Origin of the sequence: Streptomyces rubradiris (assembly GCF_016860525.1) — a bacterium.
Classification (GTDB): domain Bacteria; phylum Actinomycetota; class Actinomycetes; order Streptomycetales; family Streptomycetaceae; genus Streptomyces; species Streptomyces rubradiris.
On sequence record NZ_BNEA01000015.1, the window covers coordinates 3460201 to 3484096 of the forward strand.

Sequence of the window (23896 nt, forward strand, 5' to 3'; positions counted from 1 at the left end):
TTCCCCGCTCCCGTCGTACCGCCCGTCCCCAACTGCCGCCCACGGCACGCCCGGTGACGGACGCCCACGGAACTGTCGCGGGCCCGTGCGAGCACTCTTTCGAGCAAGCCCCGGGACACAAAGACCACTGCCCATGACACGCGTGTCGGCCGTAACGTGTGGCCCGACCACATGGAACGCTTCGCCATGCATGGCACGGATGAGAGTGAGGCAGCACCCATGCCCCCCTTCGACGTCCCCGAGGGCGACCCCTTCGGCCCGCACAACCTCCCCTATGGCGTGTTCTCGCCCACCGGCAGCACGGAGCGGAGGATCGGCGTCCGGCTCGGGAACCACGTCCTCGACGCGGGCGCCACGGCGGCGGCGGTCGGCTCGCCCCACCAGGCGCTGCTCGCCGCCCCCACCCTCAACCCGCTGCTGGCCGCCGGCCGCGCCACTTGGTCGGAGATACGGCGCGCCGTCACCTCCTGGGTCACCGACCCGGCGCACCGCCCGGCCGTCGAACCGCTGTTCCACCCCTTGTCCGAGGTGACCCTGCACCTGCCCTTCGACGTGGCGGACTACGTCGACTTCTACGCCTCGGAACACCACGCCCGCAACGTCGGGCAGATCTTCCGCCCGGACGCCGAGGACAGCCTCACCCCCAACTGGAAGCACCTGCCGATCGGTTACCACGGCCGCGCCGGCACGGTCGTCGTCTCCGGCACGGACGTCGTACGGCCCGCCGGGCAGCGCAAGGGCCCCGCCGACCCGGCGCCCGTCTTCGGCCCGTCGATCCGGCTGGACATCGAGGCCGAGGTCGGCTTCGTGGTGGGCGTGCCGTCCCAGCAGGGCCGCCCGGTGGCGCTCGGCGACTTCCGCGAGCACGTCTTCGGGCTGTGCCTGCTCAACGACTGGTCCGCGCGGGACATCCAGGCCTGGGAGTACGTCCCGCTCGGCCCGTTCCTCGGCAAGTCCTTCGCGACCTCCGTCTCGGCGTGGATCACCCCGCTGGAGGCGCTGGAGCACGCGCGCGTGGCACCTCCCGAGCGCACCCACCCGCTGCTGCCCTACCTGGACGACTCGGCCCCCGGCGTGGAACCCGGCGGCTACGACCTCCGCGTCTCCGTCGCGGTCAACGGCCATGTGGTCTCCGAACCGCCGTTCTCCACCATGTACTGGACCGCCGCCCAGCAGCTCGCCCACATGACGGTGAACGGCGCCTCGCTGCGCACCGGCGACCTGTACGGCTCGGGCACGGTGAGCGGCCCGGCCGAAAACCAGCGCGGCTCGCTGCTGGAGCTGACCTGGAACGGCCGCGACCCGCTCGAACTCCCCGACGGAAAGCGGACGTTCCTGATGGACGGGGACGTGGTGACCCTGTCCGCCTGGGCTCCGGGCCCGGACGGCCACCGGATCGGGCTGGGCGAGGTCACGGGCCGCGTCGTGGCGGACTGAGCCACGGCACGGCGGCCGGCCCCGCCGACGGGGCCGGGACAGGGTCCCGGCCCCGCCGAACTCGCGTGCCCCACCTGGGATCTCGCCGTCTTCCCCGGTCGGATCGCCGCCGACACCTGACTCACACCGCCCTTCTTCGCCATACTGACAGGGACACGCGTCCGCACCCCGCGCGGCCGTGCGATGCGTGCCCCGCACCACCCAGCACCCGCACGCCTTCCGACCAGGAACCGGAGCCCCGGCATGACCGTCTGCCTGCTCCTGCTGAGCGCCGTCGCCCTGACGGCCGCCGTACCGGCGCCGCGCGCGCTGACCCGGGCGGCCTGGCCCGAACGGGAACCCGTGGTCGCGCTGTGGGTGTGGCAGTGTCTGGTCGCCACCGTCCTGCTGTGCTGCCTGACCGCACTGGTCCTGGGCGCGGCGGCCGTCTTCCACACCGTCCGCGACCACGTGTTCGCCCCCGCGCCGCCCGCCGTCACCGCCGCCTACGACCTGTCCGCCACCCCCGTCTGGGCCACCGCCCTCACCCTGCTGCTGGCCTGCGGGGCCGCCTGGACGACGGCGATGCTGGCCCGGGAGCTCTTCGAGGCCCGCCGCAGCCGGGGCCAGGCCCGGGCGCAACTGCGCGAACGCGCCCCCGAACTGCCGCCGGGACTGCGGGCGCCGCGCGGGCCGATGCTGGTGCTGGAGGACGAGTACCCGGACGCCTGGTGGATGCCGGGGCACCCGCCGCAGCTGGTCGTCACCACCGGGGCGCTGCACCGCCTCACCGACCTCCAGCTCGACGCCGTCCTCACCCACGAGCGCGGACACGCCCGCGCCCACCACGACTGGCTGCTGCACCTGTCCGCCGCGCTCGCCACGGGCTTCCCGCGCGTGCCGCTCTTCGCCCACTTCTGTGACCAGACACACCGCCTGGTCGAGCTGGCAGCCGACGACGCGGCCTCCCGGCGCTGCGGGCACCTCACCACGGCGCTCGCCCTGATCGAGCTGAACCAGCACCGGGGCGTGCTCTCCTGCGCCTCCAGCCGCCGGCTGCTGGGCGAGCGCGTGGACCGGCTGCTGGAGCCGCCGCCGCGGCTGCTGCGCCGGCACCGGGCGCTGACCACGACGGTGGCCGCGCTGGTCCCGCTGCTGCCGCTGCTGATCACCTTCGCTCCCGGGCTGACGGCGCTGTCCTGACGACGCTGTACCAGGCGCCCTGGGGGCGAGGGCGGGCTACGCCCAGTCGGGCTCCGGCTCGGGCTCGTCGGCCGGCTCGGGCCAGTCCGCGTCGTCCGGTGCGGCGGCGGGGGCGGGCGGTGCGGCGCCGTCCAGGGAGGCCAGCACCCGGAGCACGCCTTCGCCGTACGTCGCCAGCTTCTTCTCGCCGACGCCGTTCACCGTGCCCAGCTCCCGCACCGAGCCGGGCCACCGGGTCACGATCTCCCGGAGGGTGGCGTCGTGGAAGATGACGTACGCCGGGACGCCCTGTTCCCGGGCCTGCTCCGCGCGCCAGGCCCGCAGGGCCTCGAAGGCGGGGAGCAGCGCCTCGGGCAGCTCGGCCGCGGCGGCCTTGGCCTTGCCGGCGCCGGCGGCACCGGAGCCGCCGGCGGACCGGGACCGGGAGGCGGCCGGCTTCTTCGGCTCCTTGCGCAGCGGCACCTCCCGCTCGCGCCGCAGCACCGCGCCGCTCGCCTCGGTGAGCACCAGCGTGCCGTACTCCCCCTCGACCGCGAGGAGCCCCTGGGCCAGCAACTGCCGGATGACGCCCCGCCACTCGCCCTCGGTGAGGTCCTGGCCGATACCGAAGACGGACAGCTGGTCGTGGTCGAACTGGATCACCTTGCCGGTGCGCTTGCCGAGCAGGATGTCCACGATCTGCACCGCGCCGAACTTCTGTCCGCGTTCCCGCTGCAACCGCACCACCGTGGACAGCACCTTCTGCGCGGCGACCGTGCCGTCCCAGGTCTCCGGCGGGGCGAGGCAGGTGTCGCAGTTGCCGCAGGCTTCCGCGTCGGCGTCCTGGCCGAAGTAGGCGAGCAGCTGGCCGCGGCGGCACCGGGCGGTCTCGCACAGCGCGAGCATGGCGTCGAGGTGGGCGGCGGCCCGGCGGCGGAACGCCTCGTCGCCCTCGCCGGACTGGATCAGCTTGCGCTGCTGTATGACGTCGTTCAGGCCGTACGCCATCCAGGCCGTGGACGGCAGTCCGTCGCGGCCCGCGCGGCCGGTCTCCTGGTAGTAGCCCTCGATCGACTTGGGCAGGTCCAGGTGGGCGACGAAGCGCACGTCCGGCTTGTCGATGCCCATGCCGAAGGCGATGGTCGCGACCACGACCAGGCCGTCCTCGCGCAGGAACCGGGACTGGTGCGCCGCGCGCGTGGCCGCGTCCAGGCCCGCGTGGTACGGCACCGCCTGGATGCCGTTGGCGGTCAGGAACTCGGCCGTGCGCTCGACCGAGTTCCGCGACAGGCAGTAGACGATGCCGGCGTCGCCCGGGTGCTCCTCCCGCAGGAAGGCGAGGAGCTGCTTCTTGGGGTCGGCCTTGGGCACGATCCGGTACTGGATGTTGGGCCGGTCGAAGCTGGCGACGAAGTGCCGGGCCGCCGGCAGGTTCAGCCGCTGGGTGATCTCCTCGTGCGTGGCGCGGGTCGCCGTGGCGGTGAGGGCGATCCGCGGGACGTCCGGCCAGCGCTCGCCGAGCAGGGACAGGGCGAGATAGTCGGGGCGGAAGTCGTGGCCCCACTGGGACACGCAGTGCGCCTCGTCGATCGCGAAGACGGAGATCTTGCCGCGGGAGAGCAGGTCCCGCGTGGCGTCCAGGCGCAGCCGCTCCGGTGCCAGGTAGAGCAGGTCCAGCTCGCCCGCCAGGAACTCGGCCTCGACCACGCGCCGCTCGTCGAAGTCCTGCGTGGAGTTCATGAAGCCGGCCCGGACACCGAGGGCGCGCAGGGCGTCCACCTGGTCCTGCATCAGCGCGATCAGCGGGGAGATCACCACGCCCGTACCCGGTCTGACCAGGGCCGGGATCTGGTAGCACAGCGACTTTCCGCCGCCGGTCGGCATGAGCACGACGGCGTCGCCGCCCGCCACCACATGCTCGATGATCGCCTGCTGCTCGCCCCGGAAGGCGTCGAATCCGAAGACCCGGTGCAGCGTGGCCAACGCCTCGCCGTCGGCCGCGCCCGGCCCCTCGGTCACCTGTGCCATCTCGCTGATCCCGCCCATCACGCCCATCGCCTTGTCCCCCGTCGGTCCCCCGTGTGCCGTCCCTCGACCGCTCCCTCAACGATAGGGGCCCGCGCCGACAGCCAGGAGTTATCCACAGGTTCGCCCGTTCTCCACCGTCATCACTCGATAACTTGAAGCCACAAGCCAAGATCGAGTCCACGGAGCACCCATGAGCGCGGCCCTCGAAGCCTCGGCGCCTGTCTGGCCGGTTCCGCCCGAAGGCGGGTGGACCGCCGACGACCTGGACACCCTTTCGGGTCTACCGCCGCACACACAATTGATCGACGCGAGCCTCGTCTTCCCGTGCCCCCAGTCGCTGTTCCACGAGCGCGCCATGAGTTTCTGCGGCCATCAGCTCCACAGTGCCGCGCCGGCCGGGCTTGAGGCCCTGCATCGGTTCACCTTCGACATCGACCGGCAGAACAGGCCGGAAGCTGACGTGATCGTCCTACGGGCAGAGGCTTTGCGGAGCCACGATCAGACCAGGGTCCCCGCGACATCCGTGGTGCTGGCCGTCGAAGTCGTGTCGCCGGAGACCCTTTCCCTGGACCGCGAGACCAAGCCCCTCAAGTACGCCCGCGCCAAGATCCCCCACTACTGGCGGGTCGAGAACGAGAACGGCAGGGCCGCCGTGCACGTCTTCGAGCTGGAGCCGACGACCGGCACCTACACGAGCACCGGCATCTTCCGCGAGCGGATGAAGCTGGACGTGCCGTTTTCGATGGACCTGGACCTCACCCAGATCAAGACGCGCCGCGACAGGAGTCAGTGAGCCCACCGAATGCCGCTGCCCGGCCCCCGAACGGGGTGCCGGGCAGTGGCGCGCAAGAGGCGGGCGTCAGCGGACGAAGACTCCTGCCTGACCGGCCAGGTCCAGGAAGTACTGGGGGGCGATGCCGAGGACCAGGGTGGTGGCCACGCCCATGCCGATCGCCAGCATGGTCAGCGGGGACGGGACGGCCACGGTCGGGCCCTCCGGCTTCGGCTCGCTGAAGAACATCAGGACGATCACCCGGATGTAGAAGAACGCGGCGATCGCCGAGGAGACCACACCCACGATGACCAGCGGGACCGCGCCGCCGTCCGCCGCCGCCTTGAACACGGCGAACTTCCCCGCGAACCCGGAGGTCAGCGGGATGCCGGCGAAGGCCAGCAGGAACACCGCGAACACGGCCGCCACCAGCGGCGAGCGTCGGCCGAGGCCCGCCCACTTGGACAGGTGGGTCGCCTCGCCGCCCGCGTCCCGCACCAGCGTGACCACGGCGAACGCGCCGATCGTCACGAAGGAGTAGCCCGCGAGGTAGAAGAGGACCGACGACACGCCGTCCTTGGACGTGGCGATGACACCCGCGAGGATGAACCCCGCGTGCGCGATGGACGAGTACGCCAGCAGGCGCTTGATGTCGGTCTGGGTGATGGCGACGATCGCACCGCCCAGCATGGTGATGATCGCCACCGCCCACATCACCGGCCGCCAGTCCCAGCGCAGGCCGGGCAGGACGACGTAGAGCAGGCGCAGCAGCGCGCCGAACGCGGCCACCTTCGTCGCCGCCGCCATGAACCCGGTCACGGGGGTGGGCGCGCCCTGGTAGACGTCGGGGGTCCACATGTGGAACGGCACCGCGCCCACCTTGAACAGCAGGCCCATGACGAGCAGGGCGCCGCCGATCAGCAGCAGCGCGTCGTTGCCCATGGTGCCCGCGAGTGCCGGGTCGACGTCGGTGACGGTGCCGTCGACCACCTGGGCGATGCGGGCGTACGACACCGAGCCCGCGTAGCCGTACAGCAGCGCGATGCCGAACAGGGTGAACGCCGAGGCGAACGCGCCCAGCAGGAAGTACTTGACCGCGGCCTCCTGCGACATCAGCCGCTTGCGCCGGGCCAGCGCGCACAGCAGGTACAGCGGCAGGGAGAGGACCTCCAGGGCCACGAACAGGGTCAGCAGGTCGTTGGCCGCCGGGAAGATCAGCATGCCGCCGACCGCGAAGAGGAGCAGCGGGAAGACCTCGGTGGTGGTGAAACCCGCCCGCACCGCGGCCTTCTCGCTGTCGCTGCCGGGCACGGACGCGGCCTGCGCGGCGAAGGAGTCGACCCGGTTGCCGTGCGCCGCCGGGTCCAGGCGCCGTTCGGCGAAGGTGAACAGGCCGACCAGGCCGGCCAGCAGGATGGTGCCCTGGAGGAAGAGGGCCGGGCCGTCGACCGCGATCGCGCCCATGGCCGCGATGTGCGCCTTCGTGGTGCCGAACCCGTCGGCCGCCAGCGCGACGACCGCCGCGAACGCGGCGCACAGGGCGACGACGGACACGAACACCTGCGCGTAGTAGCGGGACCGGCGCGGCACGAACGCCTCGATCAGCACCCCCACCAGCGCCGCGCCGACGACGACCAGCGTCGGCGACAATTGTGCGTACTCGATCTTCGGCGCGTCGATCTTCGAGATCGGTTCGGCCGCGGTTGTCCACAGGCTGTGGACGGCTGTTGCGCTCACTTGGCCGCCTCCACCTCGGGCTGGGGGTCCTGCTTGTGTACGTCGGACAGGGTCTGTTTGACCGCCGGGTCGACGATGTCCGTGACCGGCTTCGGATAGACGCCCAGGAAGATCAGCAGCACGATCAGCGGGGCCACGACCAGCACCTCACGCGCGCGCAGGTCGGGCATCGCCGAGACCTCCGGCTTCACCGGGCCCGTCATCGTCCGCTGGTAGAGCACCAGGGTGTACAGGGCGGCGAGGACGATGCCGAAGGTGGCGATGATCCCGATCACCGGGTAGCGCGCGAACGTGCCGACCAGCACCAGGAATTCGCTGACGAACGGGGCGAGGCCGGGCAGCGACAGCGTGGCCAGGCCGCCGATCAGGAAGGTGCCGGCGAGCACCGGGGCGACCTTCTGCACGCCCCCGTAGTCGGCGATGAGCCGCGAGCCGCGCCGGGAGATGAGGAAACCGGCGACGAGCATCAGCGCGGCGGTGGAGATGCCGTGGTTGACCATGTACAGCGTGGCGCCGGACTGGCCCTGGCTGGTCATCGCGAAGACGCCCATGATGATGAAGCCGAAGTGCGAGATCGACGCGTAGGCCACCAGGCGCTTGATGTCCCGCTGGCCGACGGCGAGCAGCGCGCCGTAGATGATGCTGATCAGGGCCAGGACGAGGACCACCGGCGTCGCCCACTTGCTGGCCTCCGGGAACAGCTGGAGGCAGAAGCGGAGCATCGCGAACGTGCCCACCTTGTCGACCACCGCGGTGATGAGGACGGCGACCGGCGCGGTGGCCTCCTGCATGGCGTTGGGCAGCCAGGTGTGCAGCGGCCACAGCGGCGCCTTCACCGCGAAGGCGAGGAAGAAGCCCAGGAACAGCCAGCGTTCGGTGCTCGTCGCCATGTGCAGCGTGCCGTTCGCGCGGGCGTCGGCCATCTCGGTGAGCGAGAAGGTCCCGGCGACCACGTAGAGCCCGATCACCGCGGCCAGCATGATCAGACCGCCGGCCAGGTTGTAGAGCAGGAACTTCACCGCCGCGTACGACCGCTGGGTGGCGGCCGTCTCCTCGCCCTGCGCGTGCGCGCGGTCCCCGAAGCCGCCGATGAGGAAGTACATCGGGATGAGCATGGCTTCGAAGAAGATGTAGAAGACGAAGACGTCGGTGGCCTCGAACGAGATGACCACCATCGCCTCCACCGCCAGGATCAGCGCGAAGAAGCCCTGGGTGGGCCGCCAGCGGCGGCTGCCGGTCTCCAGCGGGTCGGCGTCGTGCCAGCCGGCGAGGATGATGAACGGGATCAGCAGGGCGGTCAGCGCGATCAGCGCCACCGCGATGCCGTCGACGCCCAGTTCGTACCTGACCCCGAAGTCCCTGATCCAGGCGTGGTTCTCGGTGAGTTGGTAGCGCTCGCCGTCCGGGTCGAAGCGGACCAGGACGGTGACGGCCAGGGCGAGCGTGGCGAGCGAGAAGAGCAGCGCCAGCCACTTGGCGGCGGTGCGCTGGGCGGCCGGTACGGCGGCCGTGGCGACGGCCCCGAGGGCCGGGAGCGCCGCCGTCGCTGTCAGCAGGGGAAAGGACATCGGTATCAGACCGCCCTCATCAGCAGGGTCGCGGCGACCAGGAGTGCCGCGCCGCCGAACATAGAGACCGCGTAGGAGCGGGCGAAGCCGTTCTGGAGCCGGCGCAGCCGTCCGGACAGGCCGCCGAAGCCGGCCGCCGTGCCGTTGACGACACCGTCCACCAGGGAGTGGTCGAGGTAGACCAGGGAGCGCGTCAGGTGCTCGCCGCCCCGCACCAGGACCACGTGGTTGAAGTCGTCCTGGAGCAGGTCGCGGCGGGCCGCGCGGGTGAGCAGCGAGCCGCGCGGAGCGACCGCCGGGACGGGCCTCCGGCCGTACTGGGCCCAGGCGAGGGCGACCCCGACGACCAGGCACACCATGGTGGCCCCGGTGATCACCCCGGCGCTGAGCGGCGCGTCGCCGTGGTCGTGCCCGGTGACCGGCTCCAGCCAGTTCAGGAAGCGGTCGCCGATGCTGAAGAAGGCACCGCCGAAGACCGAGCCGACGGCGAGGACGATCATCGGGATCGTCATGACCTTCGGGGACTCGTGCGGGTGCGGCTCGGTGTGCGCGCCCCCGGTCTCGGCGGCCGGTTCCACGCTGGGCTCGGCCGGGGACGGGGTGGGGGCGTTGCGCCACCGTTCCTCTCCGAAGAACGTCATCAGCATCACGCGCGTCATGTAGAAGGCGGTGATGGCCGCGCCCAGCAGGGCCGCGCCGCCGAGGATCCAGCCCTCGGTGCCGCCCTTGGCGAACGCCGCCTCGATGATCTTGTCCTTGGAGAAGAAGCCGGACAGTCCGGGGAAGCCGATGATGGCGAGGTAGCCGAGGCCGAAGGTGATGAAGGTGACCGGCATGTACTTGCGCAGGCCGCCGTAGCGGCGCATGTCGACCTCGTCGTTCATGCCGTGCATCACCGAACCGGCGCCGAGGAACAGCCCGGCCTTGAAAAAGCCGTGCGTCACCAGGTGCATGATCGCGAAGACGTAGCCGATGGGGCCGAGACCGGCAGCGAGGACCATGTAGCCGATCTGCGACATGGTCGAGCCGGCCAGCGCCTTCTTGATGTCGTCCTTGGCGCAACCGACGATCGCACCGAACAGCAGCGTGACCGCGCCGACGACGGTGACGGCCAGCTGGGCGTCGGGCGCCGCGTTGAAGATCGCGCCGGAGCGGACGATCAGATAGACGCCCGCGGTCACCATGGTCGCCGCGTGGATGAGGGCGGAGACCGGGGTCGGGCCCTCCATGGCGTCCCCGAGCCAGGACTGCAGCGGCACCTGGGCGGACTTGCCGCAGGCGGCGAGCAGCAGCATCAGGGCGATCGCGGTCAGCTTGCCCTCGGAGGCGTCGCCGACGAGTCCCGGCTCCTCGTGCGTGCCGAGGAGCGGGCCGAAGGCGAAGCCGCCGAAGGTGGTGAACATCAGCATGATCGCGATCGACAGGCCCATGTCACCGACGCGGTTGACCAGGAAGGCCTTCTTCGCGGCCGTGGCGGCGCTGGGCTTGTGCTGCCAGAAGCCGATCAGCAGGTACGAGGCGAGGCCGACGCCCTCCCAGCCGACGTACAGCAGCAGGTAGTTGTCGGCGAGGACGAGCAGCAGCATCGCCGCGAGGAACAGGTTCAGGTAGCCGAAGAAGCGGCGGCGGCGCTCGTCGTGCGCCATGTACCCGACCGAGTACAGGTGGATCAGCGAGCCGACACCCGTGATGAGCAGGACGAACGTCATCGACAGCTGGTCCAGGCGGAAGGTGATGTCCGCCTGGAAGCCGGCCACCGGGATCCAGCTGAACAGGTGCTGGGTGAGCGTGCGGTGTCCGGCGCCCTTGCCGAGCAGGTCGGCGAAGAGGACGAGCCCGAGGGCGAAGGAGACGAACGACAGCAGGACACCGACCCAGTGGCCGCCGCGGTCCAGGCGCCGGCCGCCGACCAGGAGGACGGCCGCTCCGAGCAGGGGTGCCGCGATGAGCGGCGCGATCAGGTTCTCCACGATTCTTCCGACCCCTTACAGCTTCATCAGGCTGGCGTCGTCGACCGAGGCCGAGTGGCGGGTACGGAACAGCGACACGATGATCGCGAGGCCCACCACGACCTCCGCGGCGGCGACGACCATCGTGAAGAAGGCGATGATCTGGCCGTCGAGGTTGCCGTGCATCCGGGAGAAGGCGACGAACGCGAGGTTGCAGGCGTTCAGCATCAGCTCGACGCACATGAAGACCACGATGGCGTTGCGCCGGATGAGGACGCCGGTCGCGCCGATCGTGAACAGCAGGGCAGCGAGGTAGAGGTAGTTGACCGGGTTCACTTCGACGCCTCCTCGGGCCGCTTGAACGTCTCCGGTTCGATCGCCCTGCGCTCCAGGCGTTCCTCCGCGCGCTGCTCCAGCGCCCGTAGGTCGTTGAGCGCCTCGGTGGACACGTCCCGGATCTGGCCGCGGGCGCGCAGCGTCTTGTTGACGGTCAGCTCGGACGGGGTGCCGTCGGGCAGCAGGCCCGCGATGTCGACCGCGTTGTGCCGGGCGTAGACGCCGGGGGCGGGCAGCGGCGGGATGTACGTGCCCTCGCGGATGCGCTGCTCGGACAGTTCGCGCTGGGTCTTGGCGCGCTCCGTGCGCTCCCGGTGGGTGAGCACCATGGCGCCGACGGCGGCCGTGATGAGCAGCACGCCGGTGATCTCGAAGGCGAAGACGTACTTGGTGAAGATCAGCGACGCCAGCCCCTCGACATTGCCGCCGGCGTTGGCCTGGCCGGTGCCGTTGAACTCCTTCAGGGAGGCGTTGCCGATGCCGGCGAACAGCAGGACGCCGAAGCCGACCCCGCACAGCAGGGCCAGCCAGCGCTGGCCCTTGATGGTCTCCTTCAGGGAGTCCGCGGCCGTGACGCCGACGAGCATCACCACGAACAGGAACAGCATCATGATCGCGCCGGTGTAGACGACGATCTGCACGATGCCGAGGAAGTAGGCGCCGTTGGCGAGGTAGAACACCGCCAGGACGATCATCGTGCCGGCGAGGCAGAGCGCGCTGTGCACGGCCTTCTTCATGAAGACGGTGCACAGGGCGCCGATCACCGCGATGGTGCCGAGAACCCAGAACTGGAAGGCCTCACCGGTGGAGGTGGTGTAGGCGGCGAGGTGCTGCGCGCTCATCGGCCGATCACCTCCTGCGAGGCCGGCTCGTCCTCGCCGAAGGTGGCGGCGGCCTCCTGCGGACCCTCGCCCTTGGAGACGGCGGGCTGCCGGACGGTGCCGGGCGCGGCGTGGGTGACCAGGCCGCGGTAGTAGTCCTGTTCGTCCATCCCCGGGTAGATGGCGTGCGGGGTGTCGACCATGCCCTCTTCGAGGCCGGCGAGCAGCTGCTCCTTGGTGTAGATGAGGTTGGCCCGGCTGGAGTCGGCCAGTTCGAACTCGTTGGTCATCGTCAGCGCGCGCGTGGGGCACGCCTCGATGCACAGGCCGCACAGGATGCAGCGGGCGTAGTTGATCTGGTAGACGCGGCCGTAGCGCTCGCCCGGCGAGTAGCGTTCCTCGTCGGTGTTGTCGGCGCCCTCCACATAGATGGCGTCGGCGGGGCAGGCCCAGGCGCACAGCTCGCAGCCGACGCACTTCTCCAGGCCGTCCGGATGGCGGTTGAGCTGGTGCCGTCCGTGGAACCGCGGAGCCGTGGTCTTCTTCTGCTCCGGGTACTGCTCGGTCAGCCGCTTCGTGAACATGGCCTTGAAGGTCACGCCGAAGCCGGCCACGGGGTTCTGGAAGCCGGGCTTGATCTGCCCGGACTCCTGGGGCTCCTCAGCCATCGGACGCCTCCTTTCCATCCGAAGTTCCGTCACTGACAGTGTCCGGCCCACCACTGACAATCAGCTCCCGCTCCCGGCGCGGGCGGCGCCTGGGCACCGGCGGCAGCTGCTGTCCGGGCAGCGGCGGTACGGGGAATCCGCCCGCCATGGGATCGAAGACCGGCTCCCGGGCGGCGGGCGGCCCGGCGGTCCTGTTCTTCTCGCGGAACATGTCGGCGACGAAGGACACGAGCAGCAGGGCGAGGACACCGCCGCCGACGTAGAGGGCGATGTCGGCGAAGTCGTAGTTCTCGTTGCGCAGCGCGCGGACGGTCGCGACGAGCATCAGCCAGGTCACCGAGACCGGGATGAGGACCTTCCAGCCGAGCTTCATCAGCTGGTCGTAGCGCACGCGCGGGAGGGTGCCGCGCAGCCAGATGAAGAAGAACAGCAGCAACTGGACCTTGACGACGAACCAGAGCAGCGGCCACCAGCCGTGGTTGGCGCCCTCCCAGAAGGTGCTGATCGGCCAGGGGGCGCGCCAGCCGCCGAGGAAGAGGGTGGCGGAGACGGCCGAGACCGTCACCATGTTGACGTACTCGGCGAGCATGAACATCGCGAACTTGATCGACGAGTACTCGGTGTTGAAGCCGCCGACCAGGTCGCCCTCGGACTCCGGCATGTCGAAGGGGGCGCGGTTGGTCTCGCCGACCATCGTGACGATGTACAGGATGAAGGAGACCGGCAGCAGCAGGATGTACCAGCGGTCGGCCTGCGCCTCCACGATCCTGGACGTCGACATCGACCCCGAGTAGAGGAACACGGAGGCGAACGCGGCACCCATGGCGATCTCGTAGGAGATCATCTGCGCGCAGGAGCGCAGGCCGCCCAGCAACGGATAGGTGGATCCGGAGCTCCAGCCCGCCAGCACGATGCCGTAGATGCCGACGGAGGCGACCGCGAGGATGTAGAGCATCGCGATCGGCAGGTCGGTGAGCTGCATCGTGGTGCGGTGGCCGAAGACCGAGATCTCGTTGCCGGCCGGGCCGAAGGGGATCACCGCGATCGCCATGAAGGCGGGGATGGCCGCGACGATCGGCGCGAGGACGTAGACCACCTTGTCCGCGCGTTTGACGACGAGGTCCTCCTTGAGCATCAGTTTGATGCCGTCGGCGAGCGACTGGAGCATGCCCCAGGGGCCGTGCCGGTTGGGGCCGATGCGCAGTTGCATCCAGGCGACGACCTTGCGCTCCCAGACGATGGAGAACAGCACGGTCACCATCAGGAAGGCGAAGCAGAAGACGGCCTTGACGACGATCAGCCACCAGGGGTCGCGGCCGAACATCGAGAGGTCTTCAGCGGCGAGGTACGCGGTCATGCCTCCACCTCCTTGGGGGCCGTCCCGGCGGTGGCCGGCGGGCCGATGCGGACGAGGGAGCCGGGCCGCGCCCCGGCGTCGGAGGCGACGCCGCCGCCGGCGGAGTTCAGCGGGAGCCAGACCACCCGGTCGGGCATCTCGGTGATCCGAAGGGGCAGTTCGACCGTGCCGGCGGGTCCGGTGACGGCCAGGGTGTCGCCGTCCGCGACGCCCGCCTCGGCGGCCGTGGCCGCGGACAGGCGGGCGAGCGCGGCGTGCCGGGTCCCGGCGAGCGCCTCGTCGCCCTCTTGCAGGACACCCTGGTCGAGCAGGAGCCGGTGCCCGGCCAGTACGGCCTCGCCGGCCGCCGGGCGGGGCAGGGCGCCCGCGGACTCCATCGGCGGCAGGGCGCGGGGGCCGTCCCAGAGGCCGAGCCGGTCGATCTCCGCGCGGGTGGTGCGCAGGTCCGGCAGGCCCAGGTGGGTGTCCATGGCGTCGGCGAGCATGTGCAGCACGCGGGTGTCGGCCGGGGCGAGCCGGCGGGTCATCTGGTCGGGCTTGAGGGCGGCCTCGAAGGGGCGCACCCGGCCTTCCCAGTTGAGGAAGGAGCCGGACTTCTCGGCGACCGCGGCGACCGGCAGGACGACGTCGGCGTGCGCGGTGACCTCACTGGGCCGCAGCTCCAGCGACACCAGGAAGCCGACGCTTCGAAGTGCCTCACGCGCGCGTGCCGGGTCGGGCAGGTCGGCGACCTCCACCCCGGCGACCAGCAGCGCGGACAGTTCCCCGGCCGCGGCGGCCGCCAGGATCTGGTGGGTGTCGCGGCCGTAGCCCGCGGGGAGTTCGGCGAGCCCCCAGACGGCGGCGACCTCTTCCCGCGCGCGCGGGTCGGTCGCGGGCCGGCCGCCCGGCAGCAGGGAGGGCAGCGCGCCCGCCTCCACGGCGCCGCGCTCACCGGCCCGGCGGGGGATCCACACCAGCTCGGCGCCGGTCGCGGCAGCGGTGCGCACGGCGGCGGTGAGACCGCCCGCGACCGCGGCCAGCCGCTCCCCCACGACGATGACGGCGCCGTCGGCGCGCAGCGCCTCGGCGGCACGCGTGCCCGGCTCCTCCAGGCCGACGCCGCTCGCCAGGGCGTCCAGCCACTCGGTCTCGGTGCCGGGGGCGGCCGGCAGCAGCGTGCCGCCGGCCTTCTCCAGGCCCCGGGTGGCGTGCGTGGCCAGCGCGAACACCCGCTGCTTGTGCTTACGCCATGCCTTGCGCAGCCGCAGGAAGACGCCGGGGGCCTCCTCCTCCGACTCGAAGCCGACCAGCAGCACGGCGGGCGCCTTCTCCAGGGAGGCGTACGTGACGCCCGTACCGTCCAGGTCACGGCCGCGGCCGGCGACCCGGGCGGCGAGGAAGTCGGCCTCCTCGCCGCTGTGCACGCGCGCGCGGAAGTCGATGTCGTTGGTGTCGAGCGCCACGCGGGCGAACTTGCTGTAGGCGTAGGCGTCCTCGACGGTCAGCCGGCCGCCGGTGAGGACGCCGGCCCGGGAGCGCGCGGCGGCGAGGCCCTGGGCCGCCGCCTGGAGCGCCTCGGGCCAGGACGCGGGCTCCAGCACCCCCTCGGCGTTGCGCACCAGCGGGGTGTCGAGGCGGTCGCGCTGCTGCGCGTAGCGGAACGCGAAGCGTCCCTTGTCGCAGATCCACTCCTCGTTGACCTCGGGGTCGTTGGCGGCGAGCCGCCGCATGACCTTGCCGCGCCGGTGGTCGGTGCGGGTGGCGCAGCCGCCGGCGCAGTGCTCGCACACCGACGGCGAGGAGACGAGGTCGAAGGGACGGGAGCGGAAGCGGTACGCGGCCGAGGTGAGCGCGCCGACCGGGCAGATCTGGATGGTGTTGCCGGAGAAGTACGACTCGAAGGGGTCGCCCTCGCCGGTGCCGACCTGCTGGAGCGCGCCCCGCTCGATCAGCTCGATCATGGGGTCGCCCGCGATCTGGGTGGAGAAGCGGGTGCAGCGGGCGCACAGCACGCACCGCTCGCGGTCGAGCAGCACCTGTGCGGAGATCGCGACGGGCTTCTCGTAGGTCCGCTTGCGGCCCTCGAAGCGGGACTCGGCGTTGCCGTGCGAGACCGCCTGGTTCTGCAGCGGGCACTCGCCGCCCTTGTCGCAGACCGGGCAGTCCAGCGGGTGGTTGATGAGCAGCAGCTCCATCACGCCCTGCTGGGCCTTCTCGGCGACCGGGGAGGTGAGGTGGGTCTTGACGACCATGCCGTCGGTGCAGGTGATGGTGCAGGACGCCATCGGCTTGCGCTGGCCCTCGACCTCGACGATGCACTGGCGGCAGGCGCCGGCCGGGTCCAGGAGGGGATGGTCGCAGAACCGGGGGATCTCGATGCCGAGCTGTTCGGCGGCGCGGATGACCAGGGTGCCCTTGGGCACGCTGATCTCGATGCCGTCGATCGTCAGCGTGACGAGGTCTTCCGGCGGGAGGGCCGCCTCGCCCCCGCCGGCGGGAGCGCTCGTGGTCACGGTCATGCGTTCACCTCCGGGCGGTCCGCCCAGGCCGTGGACTTGGCCGGGTCGAAGGGGCAGCCCCGGCCCGTGATGTGCTGTTCGTACTCCTCGCGGAAGTACTTCAGCGAGGAGAAGATCGGGGACGCGGCGCCGTCGCCGAGGGCGCAGAAGGACTTGCCGTTGATGTTGTCGGCGATGTCGGCGAGCTTGTCGAGGTCGGACAGGGCGCCCTTGCCGGCCTCGATGTCCCGCAGCAGCTGCACCAGCCAGTACGTCCCCTCCCGGCAGGGGGTGCACTTGCCGCAGGACTCGTGGGCGTAGAACTCGGTCCAGCGGGTGACGGCCCGCACCACGCAGGTCGTCTCGTCGAAGCACTGCAGGGCCTTGGTGCCGAGCATGGAGCCGGCGGCGCCGACGCCCTCGTAGTCGAGGGGGACGTCGAGGTGTTCGTCGGTGAACATCGGCGTGGAGGAGCCGCCCGGCGTCCAGAACTTCAGCCGGTGGCCGGGCCGCATGCCGCCGCTCATGTCGAGGAGCTGGCGCAGGGTGATGCCGAGCGGGGCCTCGTACTGCCCGGGGCTGGCGACGTGGCCGCTGAGCGAGTAGAGCGTGAAGCCCGGGGACTTCTCGCTGCCCATCGACCTGAACCATTCCTTGCCGTTTTTCAGGATGGCGGGAACCGACGCGATCGACTCGACGTTGTTCACAACAGTCGGACAGGCGTAGAGGCCTTCCACGGCGGGGAAGGGGGGACGCAGCCGCGGTTGACCACGGCGGCCTTCGAGCGAGTCGAGCAGCGCGGTCTCCTCACCGCAGATGTACGCGCCGGCGCCGGCGTGCACGGTGAGCTTCACGTCGAGCCCGCTGCCCAGGATGTTCTCGCCGAGGTAGCCCGCCGCGTAGGCCTCGCGCACGGCCTCGTGCAACCGCCGCAGTACGGGGACGACTTCACCACGCAGGTAGATGAAGGCGTGCGACGACCTGATGGCGTGGCACGCGATGACGATGCCCTCGATGAGGCTGTGCGGGTTCGCGAAGAGGAGCGGGATGTCCTTGCACGTCCCGGGCTCCGACTCGTCGGCGTTGACAACGAGATAGTGCGGTTTTCCATCACCCTGGGGGATGAACTGCCACTTCATCCCGGTCGGGAACCCGGCGCCGCCGCGGCCTCGCAGCCCGGATTCCTTGACGTAGGCGATCAGGTCGTCCGGCGGCATGGCGAGGGCCTTGCGGAGCCCCTCGTACCCTTCGTGCCTCCGGTAGACGTCCAGAGTCCAGGACCGGTCCTCGTCCCAGAAGGCCGACAGCACGGGTGCGAGCAGCTTCTCGGGGCTCGGGTCCTTGACCTCGGATACCACGGTCATCACTCCCCCTCCTCTTCTGCCTGGCCCGCCGACGGGGCGTCCGGGGACTGCTGGACCCGCGGATGGACCACGCGCGCGGGCGCGGCCTCTCCCTTGGCCAGGCGGAGGCCCACCAGCGAGGCGGGTCCCGCGCTGCCGCCCTCCTCGACGGCCCCGGGCCGCTCGTCGGGGAAGCCGGCCAGGATGCGCGCGGTCTCCTTGAAGGTGCACAGGCGCGCCCCGCGCGTGGGCTGTACGGGGCGCCCGGCGCGCAGGTCGTCGACCAGGCGCTTGGCGCTCGCGGGGGTCTGGTTGTCGAAGAACTCCCAGTTGACCATCACGACCGGCGCGTAGTCGCAGGCCGCGTTGCACTCGATGTGCTCCAGGGTGACCTTGCCGTCGCCGGTGGTCTCGCCGTTGCCGACGCCCAGGTGCTCCTGGAGGGTCTCGAAGATGGCGTCGCCGCCCATGACCGCGCACAGCGTGTTGGTGCACACGCCGACCTGGTAGTCGCCGGAGGGCCGGCGCCGGTACATGGTGTAGAAGGTGGCGACCGCGGTGACCTCGGCCGTGGTCAGGCCGAGCATGTCCGCGCAGAACCGCATCCCGGTGCGGGTGACGTGGCCCTCCTCGGACTGCACGAGGTGGAGCAGCGGCAGCAGGGCGGAGCGGGAGTCGGGGTAGCGCGCGATCACTTCGCGCGCGTCCGCCTCCAGCCGGGCCCGGACGTCGTCCGGGTAGGCCGGTGCGGGCAGTTCGGGCATGCCCAGGCTGATGCCCCGCTCCGAAGAAGAGGTGGTCACCGGTCGACGCCTCCCATCACGGGGTCGATGGACGCGACGGCGACGATGACGTCGGCGACCTGGCCGCCCTCGCACATCGCCGCCATGGCCTGAAGGTTGGTGAAGGACGGGTCGCGGAAGTGGACCCGGTAGGGGCGGGTGCCGCCGTCGGAGACGGCGTGCACCCCGAGTTCGCCCTTGGGCGACTCGACGGCCGTGTACGCCTGCCCCGGCGGGACCCGGAAGCCCTCGGTGACCAGCTTGAAGTGGTGGATGAGGGCCTCCATGGAGGTGCCCATGATCTTCTTGATGTGGTCGAGGGAGTTGCCGAGTCCGTCCGGTCCGAGGGCGAGCTGGGCGGGCCAGGCGATCTTCTTGTCCGCGACCATGACCGGGCCGGGCTGGAGCCGGTCCAGGCACTGCTCGATGATCCTGAGCGACTGGCGCATCTCCTCCAGGCGGACGAGGAAGCGGCCGTAGGCGTCGCAGGAGTCGGCGGTCGGGACGTCGAAGTCGTAGTTCTCGTAGCCGCAGTACGGCTGGGCCTTGCGCAGGTCGTGCGGGAGGCCGGTGGAGCGCAGGATCGGGCCGGTGGCGCCGAGGGCCATGCAGCCGGCCAGGTCGAGGTAGCCGATGTCCTGCATGCGGGCCTTGAAGATGGGGTTCCCGGTGGCGAGCTTGTCGTACTCCGGGAGGTTCTTCTTCATCTTCTTCACGAACTCGCGGATCTGGTCCACCGCGCCGGGCGGCAGGTCCTGGGCGAGTCCGCCGGGCCGGATGTACGCGTGGTTCATGCGCAGGCCCGTGATGAGCTCGTAGAGGTCGAGAATCATTTCACGATCACGGAATCCGTAGATCATGATCGTGGTGGCGCCGAGCTCCATGCCGCCGGTGGCGATGCACACCAGGTGGGAGGACATCCGGTTCAGCTCCATCAGGAGCACCCTGATGATCTCGGCGCGCTCGGTGATCTGGTCCTCGATGCCGAGGAGTTTCTCGACGGCGAGGCAGTAGGCGGTCTCGTTGAAGAAGGACGTCAGGTAGTCCATGCGCGTCACGAACGTGGTGCCCTGCGTCCACGTGCGGTATTCGAGGTTCTTCTCGATGCCGGTGTGGAGGTAGCCGATGCCGCAGCGGGCCTCGGTGACCGTCTCGCCCTCGATCTCCAGGATGAGGCGGAGCACTCCGTGGGTGGAGGGGTGCTGGGGACCCATGTTGACGACGATGCGTTCGTCGTCGGCGCGGGCCGCGGACTGGACGACCTCGTCCCAGTCGCCACCGGTGACCGTGTAGACGGTGCCCTCGGTGGTTTCCCGGGCGGCTGCTGACTGGGTGCTGCTCACGAGTACGACCTCCGCTGGTCCGGAGCCGGGATCTGGGCGCCCTTGTACTCGACGGGGATGCCGCCGAGGGGGTAGTCCTTGCGCTGCGGGTGGCCCTGCCAGTCGTCCGGCATCATGATCCGCGTCAGGGCCGGGTGACCGTCGAAGACGATTCCGAAGAAGTCGTAGGTCTCGCGCTCGTGCCAGTCGTTGGTCGGGTACACGGAGACCAGGGACGGGATGCGCGGGTCGCCGTCGGGGGCGCTGGCTTCCAGGCGGATCAACCGGTTGTGGGTGATCGAGCGCAGGTGGTAGACGGCGTGCAGCTCGCGGCCCTTGTCGTTCGGGTAGTGGACGCCGCTGACGCCGGTGCACAGCTCGAAGCGCAGGGCCGGGTCGTCGCGCAGGACGCGGGCGACGCGGACCAGGTGCTCGCGTTCGATGTGGAAGGTCAGTTCGTCGCGGTCGACGACCGTCTTCTCGATGGCGTTCTCCGGCAGGAGTCCCTGTTCCTCCAGGGCGCCTTCGAGTTCGTCGGCGACCTCGTCGAACCAGCCGCCGTAGGGCCGGGTCGCCGGTCCCGGGAGCCGGACCGAGCGGACGAGGCCGCCGTAGCCGGAGGTGTCGCCGCCGTTGTTGGCACCGAACATGCCGCGCTGGACGCGGATCTCCTCGCCGCCCTGGCCGCGCCGGCCGGGGAGGTTGGCCGCGGCGAGGTCCTTCTCGGGGTTGACCCCGTTCGCGGAACCGTTCGCGTGCGCGGACCCGTTCGCGCCCTGGGTGCCGTTCTTCGCGTCGCTCACCGCAGCAGCCCCTTCATCTCGATCGTGGGCAGGGCCTTCAGCGCCGCTTCCTCCGCCTCCCGGGCCGCTTCCTCGGCGTTCACGCCGAGCTTGGAGGACTGGATCTTCTGGTGGAGCTTGAGGATCGCGTCCATGAGCATCTCGGGCCGGGGCGGACAGCCGGGGAGGTAGATGTCGACCGGGACGATGTGGTCGACGCCCTGGACGATCGCGTAGTTGTTGAACATGCCGCCCGAGGAGGCGCAGACGCCCATGGAGATCACCCACTTGGGGTTGGGCATCTGGTCGTAGACCTGCCGCAGGACGGGCGCCATCTTCTGGCTGACCCGGCCGGCGACGATCATCAGGTCGGCCTGGCGCGGCGAGCCGCGGAAGACCTCCATGCCGAAGCGTGCGAGGTCGTAGCGGCCGGCGCCGGTGGTCATCATCTCGATGGCGCAGCAGGCCAGGCCGAAGGTGGCCGGGAAGACGGACGCCTTGCGCACCCAGCCCGCGGCCTGCTCGACGGTGGTGAGCAGGAAGCCGCTCGGCAGCTTTTCTTCGAGTCCCATGTCGTTAAAGGCCCCTCAGTCCCATTCCAGGCCGCCGCGCCGCCATACGTACGCGTACGCGACGAAGACGGTGAGCACGAAGAGCAGCATCTCCACGAGCCCGAAAATCCCCAGGGCGTCGAAGGTGACGGCCCAGGGATAGAGGAAGACGATCTCGATGTCGAAGACGATGAAGAGCATCGCCGTCAGGTAGTACTTGATGGGGAAGCGCCCGCCGCCGGCCGGCGTGGGGGTCGGCTCGATGCCGCACTCGTAGGCTTCGAGTTTGGCGCGGTTGTACCGCTTCGGACCGATCAGCGTGGCCATGACCACGGAGAAGATCGCAAAGCCTGCCCCGAGGGCTCCCAGTACGAGGATGGGCGCATACGCGTTCACCGCTCCTCGCTCCTCTCAGTCGGCACTGACTGCTGGCGGATCACTGGGCTCACGCGCCTCACCGGTCCCACGAACCCCGCTCGTCCCGGGCGAAGATCGAGAACATGTGAAGCAGGTCACAAGCCCGACTGCCTCGCATCTTATGCCTGTCGCTCTGTGATCTGCGACACGGGGTATTGCACAAGCTTTGTGATCTCCACCACCTGACGAAGGATCATGAAGTCGGATGATGGGTGATCTACACACCGGAAGCGTTCAGTTGATCACCAGAAGTGACATTCCTACTTATCACCGCAGGCGAGAGGGGTCGTCTCAATATCAAGAGAGTTCGCCTGCATGCAAATTGGTGCTGGGCGCAGGCATCTGATAGTGGGCCCCGTTCACATCCCGGAGCGGACTCCGCGGCGGGTGTGAACGCGGAACCCGGCGCGTGCACGCGTTCACGAAGTCCGCACGCGCCGGACGCCGGAGTTCCACCGGCCGTTCCGTGACCTCCGTCACGTCCATGAGAGGGCGATGAGAACCGGGGTTGGCCAACGACCCCAACCAGTGGTAAGCGCGGGGCAATTCGGACGTAATGATCAAAGGCCGTGATCAAGGGCTTGATCACGACGGTCCGCAATGTCCGTTACGGCGTCAATAAAGCGCGACACGCCCGGGTTTCCAGGTATCGATTGAGCAACTGTGGCGCACGACACGTTTCTTGAAGATATGAAGGAGCCCCTGGTACCGGTTGTTCCCATGTCCCACACCGCTCACATACGCAGCCACCGGAAGCCCCGCCGCAGCGCGTCGACCCTCGCCGTGCGGGCCGGAGTTGCCGGTGGCGTCCTCAGCACCCTGGCAGTCGCCGGGGCGTCCGGGTCGGCGAACGCGGCCGAGCCGGTGACGCAGACCCTCGAACTGCCCACCCTGACGGCCGACCTGGCCGCTCAGGCGGCCCAGTCCGCGGACGCGACCGAGCAGGCCGCCGCGAACTACCAGCTGCAGGCGGAGCGTGACGCGGCCGCCGCCAAGGCCGCGAAGAAGGCCGAGGCGGACCTCGCCGAGGCCAAGAAGAAGGCGGCCGAGGCCAAGAAGAAGGCCGAGGAGGAAGCCCGCCGGGAGGCCGCCGCCCGCGCGTCGCGCACCGCGGAGCGGACCACGCTCTCCGCCTCGGCGGGCACCGGCACCGTCCTCGGCGGCAGCGGCACCGGCTCGGACGCCGACGCCGGCACCAGCACCAGCACCAGCACGTCCACGGCCACCGGTTCGGCAGCGACGATCGTCAACTTCGTCAGGGCGCAGGTCGGCAAGGCGTACGTCCCCGGCGCCACCGGCCCGTCCGCCTACGACTGCTCCGGCCTGGTGCAGACGGCCTTCCGGCAGATCAACGTCAGCCTGCCGCGCGTGTCGCAGGACCAGTCGACCGCCGGCACCCAGGTCTCGCTGAGCAACCTCCAGCCGGGCGACATCCTGTACTGGGGCAGCGCGGGCAGCGCCTACCACGTCGGCGTCTACGTCGGCGGCGGCATGTTCGTGGGCGCGCAGAACTCCTCCACCGGTGTCGTGGAGCGCCCGCTGTCCTACGACCCGCCCACCGGCGCCGTACGGGTGCTCTGAGCGCACTCCGCGCCCCTCGCGCGCACCACAGGGCCGCTGCCCCCGGGCAGCGGCCCTCGCGCGTTCCCTGCCATGCTCTGCTCGGGCCGCCGTCCGGCGGTCCGCGTTCGAGCGAAGGAGGGCACGCGATGCCACGCGTGTTCGTACAGGGAAATCCCGCCGGCTACTACCCGCGCTACGCCCCCGAGGCCGGGCGTGGCGCGGTGCGGCGCATCACCGAAGTGGGCGAGGAGGTGCTGCACAAGCCGTGCCGCGACGTCACGGAGTTCGGACCCGATCTCGCCGCGCTGATCGACGACATGTTCCGCACGATGTACGTCGCCGAGGGCGCGGGGCTGGCGGCGAATCAGGTCGGCGTCGGGCTGCGGCTGTTCGTGTACGACTGCCCGGACGACGACGGTGTCCGGCATGTCGGACACATCGTCAACCCGATGCTCGAAACGCCCACGACTGAGCGACGGCTGCTGGACGAGGGCGAGGGCTGTCTGTCGGTGCCCGGCGCCGTGATGGCCGTGCCGCGGCCGGACCGGGCCGTCGTGCGGGGGCAGGACCGGGACGGCCGGCCGGTCGTCGTCGAGGGCACCGGGTACTTCGCCCGCTGCCTCGCCCACGAGACCGACCACACCAACGGCCGGCTCTACCTGGACCGGCTGTCCAAGCGGGAACGGAAGGACGCGCTGCGGCAGATGACGGACCGCCGGGACGAGGTGTACGCCCGCCGCGCCGCCAAGGAGACCACCTTCGGCGCGTGACCCCCTTCGGAGCCGTGGCGGCGCCGGACGCCCCTGGGCGGGCCCCGGCGCC

Annotated in this window: 20 protein-coding genes; 5 read left to right on the plus strand and 15 right to left on the minus strand. The window is 70.6% G+C overall.

Translation table 11 applies throughout. The features are described from left to right. Nucleotides 1–219 precede the first annotated feature (219 nt). Both fahA and Srubr_RS28470 read left to right on the plus strand, forming a co-directional pair. The gene (gene fahA, locus Srubr_RS28465; RefSeq protein ID WP_189994273.1) at nucleotides 220–1437 is read left to right on the plus strand and encodes a fumarylacetoacetase; all 1218 of its coding nucleotides are present in this window, start codon (nucleotides 220–222) and stop codon (nucleotides 1435–1437) included. A gap of 243 nt (nucleotides 1438–1680) precedes the next feature. Beyond that, nucleotides 1681–2619: a M56 family metallopeptidase gene (locus Srubr_RS28470; protein ID WP_189994274.1), complete on the plus strand. Its 939-nt coding sequence runs from the start codon at nucleotides 1681–1683 to the stop codon at nucleotides 2617–2619. Between the two features lie 36 nt (nucleotides 2620–2655). Here the strand turns inward: Srubr_RS28470 and recQ are convergent, their stop codons facing one another. Then, nucleotides 2656–4653 (minus strand): DNA helicase RecQ, encoded by a 1998-nt coding sequence (gene recQ, locus Srubr_RS28475; protein ID WP_230426669.1) that lies wholly within the window; start codon nucleotides 4651–4653, stop codon nucleotides 2656–2658. Between the two features lie 163 nt (nucleotides 4654–4816). On the opposite strand from recQ, the gene Srubr_RS28480 reads away from it, so the two are divergent. Continuing rightward, a complete protein-coding gene (locus Srubr_RS28480) occupies nucleotides 4817–5419 on the plus strand; it encodes a Uma2 family endonuclease (RefSeq protein ID WP_189994276.1) in 603 nt (200 codons plus the stop codon). 66 nt (nucleotides 5420–5485) lie between these two features. Here the strand turns inward: Srubr_RS28480 and nuoN are convergent, their stop codons facing one another. The 14 genes from nuoN to Srubr_RS28550 are packed head-to-tail and all read right to left on the minus strand — an operon-like array spanning nucleotide 5486 to nucleotide 21490. After that, the gene (gene nuoN, locus Srubr_RS28485) at nucleotides 5486–7135 is read right to left on the minus strand and encodes an NADH-quinone oxidoreductase subunit NuoN (RefSeq protein WP_189994278.1); all 1650 of its coding nucleotides are present in this window, start codon (nucleotides 7133–7135) and stop codon (nucleotides 5486–5488) included. Continuing rightward, nucleotides 7132–8703, minus strand: coding sequence for an NADH-quinone oxidoreductase subunit M (locus Srubr_RS28490; protein WP_189994280.1), 1572 nt, complete (start codon nucleotides 8701–8703; stop codon nucleotides 7132–7134). Before Srubr_RS28490 ends, nuoN begins: the two co-directional genes overlap by 4 nt. A 5-nt stretch (nucleotides 8704–8708) precedes the next feature. Beyond that, on the minus strand, nucleotides 8709–10673 hold the full coding sequence (gene nuoL / locus Srubr_RS28495; RefSeq protein ID WP_189994282.1) for an NADH-quinone oxidoreductase subunit L: 1965 nt from the start codon (nucleotides 10671–10673) through the stop codon (nucleotides 8709–8711). 15 nt (nucleotides 10674–10688) lie between these two features. Beyond that, a complete protein-coding gene (gene nuoK / locus Srubr_RS28500) occupies nucleotides 10689–10988 on the minus strand; it encodes an NADH-quinone oxidoreductase subunit NuoK (protein ID WP_030778338.1) in 300 nt (99 codons plus the stop codon). After that, the gene (locus tag Srubr_RS28505; RefSeq protein WP_189994284.1) at nucleotides 10985–11830 is read right to left on the minus strand and encodes an NADH-quinone oxidoreductase subunit J; all 846 of its coding nucleotides are present in this window, start codon (nucleotides 11828–11830) and stop codon (nucleotides 10985–10987) included. The genes nuoK and Srubr_RS28505 overlap by 4 nt, the downstream gene beginning before the upstream one ends. Next, entirely contained in the window at nucleotides 11827–12477 is a 651-nt protein-coding gene (gene nuoI / locus Srubr_RS28510; protein WP_189994287.1) for an NADH-quinone oxidoreductase subunit NuoI, read from the minus strand. The genes Srubr_RS28505 and nuoI overlap by 4 nt, the downstream gene beginning before the upstream one ends. Beyond that, entirely contained in the window at nucleotides 12470–13834 is a 1365-nt protein-coding gene (gene nuoH, locus Srubr_RS28515) for an NADH-quinone oxidoreductase subunit NuoH (RefSeq protein WP_189994289.1), read from the minus strand. The genes nuoI and nuoH overlap by 8 nt, the downstream gene beginning before the upstream one ends. Continuing rightward, nucleotides 13831–16335 (minus strand): NADH-quinone oxidoreductase subunit G, encoded by a 2505-nt coding sequence (locus Srubr_RS28520; protein ID WP_189994291.1) that lies wholly within the window; start codon nucleotides 16333–16335, stop codon nucleotides 13831–13833. The genes nuoH and Srubr_RS28520 overlap by 4 nt, the downstream gene beginning before the upstream one ends. Continuing rightward, on the minus strand, nucleotides 16332–17678 hold the full coding sequence (nuoF, locus tag Srubr_RS28525) for an NADH-quinone oxidoreductase subunit NuoF (RefSeq protein WP_373313476.1): 1347 nt from the start codon (nucleotides 17676–17678) through the stop codon (nucleotides 16332–16334). The genes Srubr_RS28520 and nuoF overlap by 4 nt, the downstream gene beginning before the upstream one ends. Beyond that, entirely contained in the window at nucleotides 17678–18460 is a 783-nt protein-coding gene (nuoE, locus tag Srubr_RS28530; RefSeq protein ID WP_189994295.1) for an NADH-quinone oxidoreductase subunit NuoE, read from the minus strand. Before nuoE ends, nuoF begins: the two co-directional genes overlap by 1 nt. Further along, nucleotides 18457–19782: an NADH-quinone oxidoreductase subunit D gene (locus tag Srubr_RS28535; protein ID WP_189994297.1), complete on the minus strand. Its 1326-nt coding sequence runs from the start codon at nucleotides 19780–19782 to the stop codon at nucleotides 18457–18459. Before Srubr_RS28535 ends, nuoE begins: the two co-directional genes overlap by 4 nt. After that, nucleotides 19779–20564, minus strand: coding sequence for an NADH-quinone oxidoreductase subunit C (locus Srubr_RS28540; protein ID WP_189994299.1), 786 nt, complete (start codon nucleotides 20562–20564; stop codon nucleotides 19779–19781). Before Srubr_RS28540 ends, Srubr_RS28535 begins: the two co-directional genes overlap by 4 nt. Then, nucleotides 20561–21115, minus strand: a complete 555-nt coding sequence (locus Srubr_RS28545) for a NuoB/complex I 20 kDa subunit family protein (RefSeq protein WP_007383964.1) — start codon at nucleotides 21113–21115, stop codon at nucleotides 20561–20563. The genes Srubr_RS28540 and Srubr_RS28545 overlap by 4 nt, the downstream gene beginning before the upstream one ends. A 15-nt stretch (nucleotides 21116–21130) precedes the next feature. After that, nucleotides 21131–21490, minus strand: a complete 360-nt coding sequence (locus Srubr_RS28550; protein WP_003992243.1) for an NADH-quinone oxidoreductase subunit A — start codon at nucleotides 21488–21490, stop codon at nucleotides 21131–21133. A 741-nt stretch (nucleotides 21491–22231) separates the two neighbouring features. Here Srubr_RS28550 and Srubr_RS28555 point away from each other — a divergent pair. Both Srubr_RS28555 and def read left to right on the plus strand, forming a co-directional pair. Beyond that, nucleotides 22232–23092 carry a C40 family peptidase gene (locus Srubr_RS28555; RefSeq protein ID WP_189994300.1) on the plus strand — a complete coding sequence of 287 codons (861 nt, stop codon included), beginning with the start codon at nucleotides 22232–22234 and terminating at the stop codon, nucleotides 23090–23092. 128 nt (nucleotides 23093–23220) lie between these two features. Then, on the plus strand, nucleotides 23221–23844 hold the full coding sequence (gene def, locus Srubr_RS28560) for a peptide deformylase (protein WP_189994302.1): 624 nt from the start codon (nucleotides 23221–23223) through the stop codon (nucleotides 23842–23844). Nucleotides 23845–23896: the final 52 nt, after the last annotated feature.

Bases quoted from the DNA above. Each gene is read 5' to 3' on its own strand.
- fahA (WP_189994273.1), top strand. From the start codon at position 220: ATGCCCCCCTTCGACGTCCCCGAGGGCGACCCCTTCGGCCCGCACAAC.
- Srubr_RS28480 (WP_189994276.1), top strand. From the start codon at position 4,817: ATGAGCGCGGCCCTCGAAGCCTCGGCGCCTGTCTGGCCGGTTCCGCCC.
- nuoI (WP_189994287.1), bottom strand. From the start codon at position 12,477: ATGGCTGAGGAGCCCCAGGAGTCCGGGCAGATCAAGCCCGGCTTCCAG.
- Srubr_RS28490 (WP_189994280.1), bottom strand. From the start codon at position 8,703: ATGTCCTTTCCCCTGCTGACAGCGACGGCGGCGCTCCCGGCCCTCGGG.
- nuoH (WP_189994289.1), bottom strand. From the start codon at position 13,834: ATGACCGCGTACCTCGCCGCTGAAGACCTCTCGATGTTCGGCCGCGAC.
- Srubr_RS28545 (WP_007383964.1), bottom strand. From the start codon at position 21,115: ATGGGACTCGAAGAAAAGCTGCCGAGCGGCTTCCTGCTCACCACCGTC.
- Srubr_RS28470 (WP_189994274.1), top strand. From the start codon at position 1,681: ATGACCGTCTGCCTGCTCCTGCTGAGCGCCGTCGCCCTGACGGCCGCC.
- Srubr_RS28505 (WP_189994284.1), bottom strand. From the start codon at position 11,830: ATGAGCGCGCAGCACCTCGCCGCCTACACCACCTCCACCGGTGAGGCC.
- Srubr_RS28555 (WP_189994300.1), top strand. From the start codon at position 22,232: ATGTCCCACACCGCTCACATACGCAGCCACCGGAAGCCCCGCCGCAGC.
- recQ (WP_230426669.1), bottom strand. From the start codon at position 4,653: ATGGGCGTGATGGGCGGGATCAGCGAGATGGCACAGGTGACCGAGGGG.
- nuoF (WP_373313476.1), bottom strand. From the start codon at position 17,678: ATGACCGTGGTATCCGAGGTCAAGGACCCGAGCCCCGAGAAGCTGCTC.
- Srubr_RS28520 (WP_189994291.1), bottom strand. From the start codon at position 16,335: ATGACCGTGACCACGAGCGCTCCCGCCGGCGGGGGCGAGGCGGCCCTC.
- def (WP_189994302.1), top strand. From the start codon at position 23,221: ATGCCACGCGTGTTCGTACAGGGAAATCCCGCCGGCTACTACCCGCGC.